This is a genomic window from Acinetobacter sp. 226 (assembly GCF_048147925.1).
Classification (GTDB): Bacteria; Pseudomonadota; Gammaproteobacteria; order Pseudomonadales; family Moraxellaceae; genus Acinetobacter; species Acinetobacter pecorum.
Map to the genome: position 1 here is coordinate 172,100 of NZ_JAYWYX010000001.1, position 7,104 is coordinate 179,203.

Consider the following 7,104-nt stretch of genomic DNA (forward strand, 5'->3'; position numbering starts at 1 on the left):
GAGTACGATAATGTTTCGATGGCTTGAAAGACTGGTTGACCCCTATCCCACCAAAAATCTCAACCAACCTTTACCAACCAGGTTTTTTCCATTTGTCTGGCAGGCAGCCTATGGCGTACGCCGTTATTTGCTGATTCTGGTACTGTGTACTGCTGGTGCAGCCAGCTTCGAAGCCTTACTTTACTCAAAAATTGGTGACCTGGTGAACTGGCTGAGTAAAAGCCAGCCGGATACTTTTCTGGAGCAACATGCCAGTAATTTAACCTTACTGAGTATTGTTCTTCTGGCCAATATTTTTTTCGCCAGTGCACAATCGCTGATCAAGCACCAGATTTTGTACAGTAATTTCCCAATGCGTTTACGCTGGCGCTTTCATAATCTGCTGATGAAACAAAGCCTGGATTTTTTCCACAATGATTTTGCCGGACGCTTATCGGCCAAGGTCATGCAAACGGCGTTGGCAGTACGCGAGTTCTGGGTAATTCTGGGTGACATGCTGGCTTATGTGCTGATTTATTTCATCACCATCAATATTGTTTTGGGTGCAATTTCCCCCTTGCTGATCATTCCACTGATGGTCTGGCTAGCCTTGTTCATCTGTGCAGCTTGTTACTTTATTCCTCGTTTGAGCCGAATTTCCAATGCCCAGGCGGATGCCCGTGCGGTCATGACCGGCCGTATCACGGATGCCTATACCAATATCCAGACCGTGAAGCTTTTTGCCCATGCCGGCCGCGAAAGCCAGTATGCCAAAACTTCGATGCAGGAATTTATGGTCACGGTATATAAACAGATGCGTCTGGGTGCGCAATACGAAATCAGTATTTTACTGCTGAGTGTGGTGTTGTACGGTGGCGTACTGGGTACCGCGATCTGGCTGTGGATGGAAGGTCAGGCCGAGCTGGGAATTATTGCCGCAACTACGGCAATGGTACTGAAACTGAACAGTATTGCCGAATTTATGATGTGGCAGACCTCCGCCCTGTTTGAAAATGTGGGTACCATCCAAGATGGCATGAAGACCTTAGGCCGTAAAATTACCATTGAAGATAAACCAGGTACCAAAGAACTGCAGCTAAAGCATGGTGAAATTAAATTTGAAAATGTCAGCTTTGCCTATAATGATAAAAACGTCATTGATCAGTTTAATCTCACCATTCATCCAGGTGAAAAAATTGGTATTGTCGGCCGTTCAGGTGCAGGGAAATCCACCCTGATTCAGCTGTTGCTGCATTTTTATCATCTCAACCAGGGCCGTATCTTGATCGATGGTCAGGATATTGATGAGGTCACTCAGGACAGTTTGCGCAAGAATATTGCTTTAGTGACCCAAGATACTTCACTGCTGCATCGCACGGTCGCGGAAAACATTAAATATGGCCGTCCTGATGCCAGCGATGAAGAAATGTATGAAGCTGTGCGTAAAGCCAAAGCAGAAGAATTTATTCCAAATCTGACTGATCTACGCGGCAAAAAAGGCTATGAAGCCTATGTAGGCGAACGTGGCGTGAAGCTTTCCGGTGGTCAGCGTCAACGGATTGCAATTGCACGTGTATTCCTGAAAGATGCGCCGATTCTGATTCTGGATGAAGCCACCAGTGCACTGGATTCTGAAGTAGAAGCTGCCATTCAGAACAGCCTGGATGAACTGATGAAAGGTAAAACCGTAATTGCCATTGCGCATCGCCTTTCGACCATTGCGCAGATGGATCGTCTGATTGTAATGGATCAGGGTCGAATTGCCGAACAAGGCACGCATGATGAACTGGTGGCATTAAATGGTATCTATGCCCAGCTTTGGCAGCGTCAAACTGGCGGCATGCTGATTGAGCAACAAATCAAAGCATCAAAAGATCATGAATAATATGATCTCTAGAAGATTTCAAAACTTCTGATGATTTGATCGGCTTCAATACTGAACAGGTCTGGGACAAAAGAAAACTTTGCCCAGACCTTTCTTTTTAAAATCTTCTCTACAGATGAACCTTGAGTTGCCATCTATCCGATATTTTTTACTGAAATTCCCCAGCATATGGGCATTGAAAGTACCCTCATGAAGCATGTTTCAATTTTAATTTACACTTACGCCGTATTCTCAGATTTTGGGCTAGCCCATGCAGAAATACGACAGGTTCAATAAAATAATTCTAATTTCATCAACAAAATTATGTGGTTTAATTGATTTTAAGGCTGAATTCAGGCTAATCTGCCAGAGGCACAGTCACAATCGCCAAAATTTTGTCCAACAATTTTAATGAAAAATTTGGTGGCTTCATGCCAATATCTATTCATAAATAAAAAAATTTGAATGAGTGCAACGGATCGCGCATGAAAACAATTGCTCCACGCCAAGACCAAGGAATTCCAGGTGTTTACGGTCTCCTGCTTCTCGATGTCATTTCCCGCTGGGGTTATAATAATGAGTCGCTTTTCAAACCTTTTGGCCTGACCAGTGAACAGTTGGCAGATCCTGATTTTCGTATTCCAACTCCTGTCGCCAATGAACTGGTCAAATATGCCCTGAAACTGACCGGGGAACCGACCTTGGGCTATCATCTCGGCACACAGATGCGGATCTCGATTCATGGCTTTATTGGCTATGCCATTATGACGGCGAATAATATTACTGATGCGCTGGTACTGGCGAATCGATTTATTCAACTTCGCTTACCCTTTCTGCAACTATTTTTCTCGACTTTTGGTGCTAAAGCCACGGTACAACTGCAAACCGATATTCAGCTTGAACCGCTGCGCACCGAAATTTCCATTGCCTTGATGATTGGTCTGATCAGTATGGCCAAAGCGATTACAGGCGTTAACGATGCAACGGGAGAAATCGACTTCGATTTTAAGAAGCCGGAAGGTTTTGAACGCTTTATGGCAAAGTTCCCTACTCATCAGTTCCGCTTTGAACAGCCGCATTTAATTCTGAGTTTTGATAAAAGCTACCTGATGAACAAGCTGGTACATGCCGATCCGATTGCCAGCCAGATTGCGATTAACCAGTGTGAAACAGAACTTTCTGCCTTGGGCGAACGGCACCGGATTGCCATGCGTGTCCGGGATATCTTGACCCATGCCGAGCAACACTATCTCAGTATTGAAAGTGTGGCTGATCGCTTGCATATGTCTGACCGTACCTTAAAACGTCAACTTGCCGCCGAAGGCACCTCCTTTTCTACCCTGGTCGATGAAGTGCGTTACCGGCATGCTACCTCGTTATTATCCCGGACAGATTTTACCTTGGAACAGATTGCCGATGAACTGGGTTATAGCGATGTCGCCAATTTTAGCCGGGCGTTTAAACGCTGGAGTGGTCGCAGCCCGAGCAACTGGCGCAAAGATCCTTATTTATAAGGAAGTATAAGCCTTTTGTTTTGCTTAAAAAGAATGTATAAAACATGTCAAAAATGATCTTAAGATTTTTAAGGAGTTATCAATGAATCATCCTGCAGAATTAAAGTACGCAAGTACACATGAATGGGTGCGCATTGAGGGTGATCTTGTTGTGACCGGTATTTCCGACCATGCACAGGATGCATTAGGCGATCTGGTCTATGTCGAAGCACCAGATCTTGATTCACATATCACTGCGGGCGAACAGGCCGGTGTAGTTGAATCTGTCAAAACTGCTTCCGATATTCATGCACCGGTGTCTGGTGTAGTGGTTGAAATTAATCCTGATCTTGAAGATGATCCTGATTTTATTAATGATGATCCATATGGCAAAGGCTGGATCTATAAAATCAAGCCGGACAATATGGCCGATGTCGAAAAACTGCTCTCCAACACAGAATATGAAGCTGGACTCTAAGCTGGTCCAAGATTCAGATAATCAGCCTCCGGGCTGATTTTTTTATAGAAAAGACAAACTTTTTACTTATTTTTCCCGATTAAACTCAAGGTATTTCTGTCGGAAACTTATTGCACTTTTCACATATATTTCTTAAAGTGATTAAGGTACTTGCTTTGCAGCCCATCTGTCGTGCTTGCTTATAAAAATAATACTCATGTGCAGTCTCAGCGCTTGTCGCACATATTATTCAGGATCCTCATGAACGACAATACTTCACTTCTTTGGACCAAGTCATTTGTACTTTGTCTGTCCAATAACCTGTTTTTATTTATTTTCTATTTTGCACAAACTACAATTTTGCCAATTTACATCTTGAAAGAGTTAGGCGGTAATCTAACCCAGGCCGGTCTGGCCATGACTTTATTTATGGTTTCTGCCATTGCAGTGCGTCCTTTTAGCGGCTTAATTATCGAAAGATTCGGTATACGCAAAACCTTAATTGTCTCAGAAATATTTTTCAATATTTTTTCCTTAGCTTACCTGTTCGCTGATCAGCTCACGATTCTGTTTATCATCCGTTTCTTGCATGGTATCTGGTTTAGTATCTTGACCACAGTTTGTGTGCCTGTCGTAAACCAGTTTATTCCGGAACAGCGTAAAGGCGAAGGTATGGGCTATTTTGTCATGTCGGTTAATCTGGGGATTGTTTTAGGGCCATTTATAGGTCTGAGCCTGATGGAATACTGGTCTTATTTTCAGGTCAGCATACTGCTGGTTGCCCTGGTCTTTATCGGATTTACCTTCTGTTTTCTGATTCCGGTCAAAGAACCTGAAAAAATAATTGAAAATTCTAACAAGAAAACATCACTTGAGCTGACAGATTTTGTAGAAAAGACGGTATTATCTGTTGCGGTACTGGCCATGCTGATTTCTTTTTCTTATGCCAGCATTATGTCCTTTATTGCTCCCTTTGCAGCCAGCAAAGGTTTAATGGCTTATGCTGGTTTGTTCTTTGTGGTTTTTGCAATTTCCATGATGAGCTTACGGCCGATCACCGGAAAAATTTATGATCGTAAAGGTCCACAATATGTGATTTATCCGGCATTGTTGGCTTTTAGTTTGGGCCTATTTTTACTGAGCCAGATCCAGAGCTTATGGGGATTCATGCTTGCTGCTGTCATGATTGGAGTAGGTTTTGGCAGTGTGCAGCCCTGTATTCAAACCTTGGCGATTCAACGTGCCCCCAAGCATCGGATTGGCTATGCAACCTCAACTTTTTATACATTCTATGATTTGGGTATTGCCATCGGTTCATTGCTCATTGGCGCCATCATTGCCGCTTATAGTTATCAGTTGGCTTTTATTTTGTGTGGTCTTTTAACGCTGAGCAGCATTGTTTATTTTAAGCTGCTGATACAACGCAAAACTGACTAATTTTATGGATTGGATTGAATAATAAATAATATAAGTCAAAACAGGCAGAAAATTCTGCCTGTGATGTTTTGAGTAAAGGTTTATTCTGACACCGAAGTATTCTCTGCTTCTTTCTCATCCGCTTTTGGATCTTGCATCATGGTGAATTGGGTTGCTTCACTAGCTGGTGCAGTACTGTCCTGACGATTGCTTTTCAGCTTGATCTGCAGACGTAACTCATTGGTAGAATCGGCATTACGCAAAGCTTCTTCATAGGAAATGGCGCCTTGGTTATACAGGTCAAATAAGGCTTGGTCAAAAGTCTGCATGCCCAGTTCACGGGATTTAGCCATAATGGCTTTCAGCTCATGAAACTCGCCTTTCAGGATCAGGTCGGAAATCAAAGGTGTATTCAGCATGATTTCAATCGCTGCCCGACGGCCTTTACCATCTTGAGTCCGAATCAGACGCTGTGAAATAATCGCCTTCATATTTGAAGACAAATCCATCAATAACTGATTCCGGCGTTCTTCAGGGAAGAAGTTGATAATCCGGTCCAAAGTCTGGTTGGCATTATTGGAATGCAGAGTTCCCAAACACAAATGGCCAGTTTCCGCAAAAGCAATCGCATGTTCCATAGTTTCAGTATCGCGAATTTCCCCGATCAGAATTACATCCGGAGCCTGACGCAAGGTATTTTTCAGCGCATTATGCCAGGAATGGCAGTCCACTCCGACTTCACGATGAGTAATCATGGATTTTTTATGTTTATGCACATATTCAACCGGATCTTCTACGGTAATGATATGCCCTGCTGAATTTTCATTTCGGTAGTCAATCATGGCTGCGAGTGAAGTTGATTTACCTGAACCCGTTCCTCCGACTACCAGTACCAGTCCACGTTTTTCCATAATCACATGTTTCAGGGATTCCGGTAATTTCAGTTTCTGGAAATTTGGAATTTCTGCAGTAATGGTACGAATCACCATACCCACATTAAGTTGTTGCTGGAACACATTGACCCGGAAACGGGAGACGCCCGGTACAGTAATGGCAAAGTTACATTCAAGTTCAGTTTCAAATTCTTTACGCTGTTTATCATTCATCAGACTGTAGGCAAACAGTTTGGTTTTTTCAGCTGTAAGTTCCTGTTGTCCAAAAGGTTTCATTAAGCCTTGATGTTTGATGCTCGGTGGAAAATCAGCCGTAATAAATAAATCTGAGCCACCATATTCCACTACTTTAGTCAGCATGTGATGCATGAATTTTTTTGCTTCGTCCAACAGTTCTGCCGTGAACATTTTCTTTCCCCCGGAAATGCACAACTGCACAAATCTTGATCTTAGATTTATGCCAATATATTTTGATTTCATTGTGCAGCGTTTTATAAATATGCTCAAATATATTTGATTTATAAAGAAAATATTTTTTAATATTTGTGTGATGTACTTCAATAAAAATTAAATTAAGTAGAAGTATTCAAGCTTTTTAAAGTAACTCTGCCAAAAAAATAGGATTGTAATTTTAAAGGTTGAATTCTCGTAGATGACTCATTATTTATGATTTACAATAAATAAAGTTTCTTTGAACGGCGCATTTAATATCTATCAAAGACATAACATATTTTCGTTTCTTATGATTACCCAACTTACTCGCTTCTATAAATCCAATTTGAGTTTCCGCATATGGAATAATAACTCATTAAAAAACTGGATATTATTTATTAAAACTCAATAGAACCATGGAACATTGATTGCTAAATGACCGTGGAACATGAAAAATCCATAAAAACATGATTTATAAGAAATAAAAAATTGATGTTATTCCCAAGTAGAAATGTCCTACCTAATAACCAAATAGAAATGTCCTATATGGACATTTCCAAGTCAAGCACA

At 41.7% G+C, this 7,104-nt stretch carries 5 protein-coding genes; 4 read left to right on the forward strand and 1 reads right to left on the reverse strand.

What is annotated here, in order from left to right; genetic code table 11:
• Nucleotides 1–10 precede the first annotated feature (10 nt).
• The 4 genes from VXP95_RS00725 (at nucleotide 11) to VXP95_RS00740 (ending at nucleotide 5,230) form a co-directional block, all read left to right on the forward strand.
• Nucleotides 11–1,864 (forward strand): ABC transporter ATP-binding protein, encoded by a 1,854-nt coding sequence (locus tag VXP95_RS00725; RefSeq protein ID WP_064102927.1) that lies wholly within the window; start codon nucleotides 11–13, stop codon nucleotides 1,862–1,864.
• A 464-nt stretch (nucleotides 1,865–2,328) separates the two neighbouring features.
• Complete coding sequence (locus VXP95_RS00730; RefSeq protein WP_064102928.1) at nucleotides 2,329–3,357, forward strand: AraC family transcriptional regulator; 1,029 nt, start codon at nucleotides 2,329–2,331, stop codon at nucleotides 3,355–3,357.
• A gap of 82 nt (nucleotides 3,358–3,439) precedes the next feature.
• Nucleotides 3,440–3,814, forward strand: a complete 375-nt coding sequence (gcvH, locus tag VXP95_RS00735; protein WP_004280423.1) for a glycine cleavage system protein GcvH — start codon at nucleotides 3,440–3,442, stop codon at nucleotides 3,812–3,814.
• A 213-nt stretch (nucleotides 3,815–4,027) separates the two neighbouring features.
• Nucleotides 4,028–5,230 carry an MFS transporter gene (locus VXP95_RS00740; RefSeq protein WP_416711183.1) on the forward strand — a complete coding sequence of 401 codons (1,203 nt, stop codon included), beginning with the start codon at nucleotides 4,028–4,030 and terminating at the stop codon, nucleotides 5,228–5,230.
• Nucleotides 5,231–5,310: 80 nt separating this feature from the next.
• On the opposite strand, the gene VXP95_RS00745 is transcribed toward VXP95_RS00740, so the two are convergent.
• A complete protein-coding gene (locus VXP95_RS00745; RefSeq protein ID WP_005246179.1) occupies nucleotides 5,311–6,510 on the reverse strand; it encodes a PilT/PilU family type 4a pilus ATPase in 1,200 nt (399 codons plus the stop codon).
• Between the last annotated feature and the right edge of the window lie 594 nt (nucleotides 6,511–7,104).

What these genes read in the sequence shown, in the direction of transcription:
- VXP95_RS00730 (WP_064102928.1), top strand. Translation starts at nt 2,329, where the DNA reads ATGAAAACAATTGCTCCACGCCAAGACCAAGGAATTCCAGGTGTTTAC.
- VXP95_RS00725 (WP_064102927.1), top strand. Translation starts at nt 11, where the DNA reads ATGTTTCGATGGCTTGAAAGACTGGTTGACCCCTATCCCACCAAAAAT.
- gcvH (WP_004280423.1), top strand. Translation starts at nt 3,440, where the DNA reads ATGAATCATCCTGCAGAATTAAAGTACGCAAGTACACATGAATGGGTG.
- VXP95_RS00745 (WP_005246179.1), bottom strand. Translation starts at nt 6,510, where the DNA reads ATGTTCACGGCAGAACTGTTGGACGAAGCAAAAAAATTCATGCATCAC.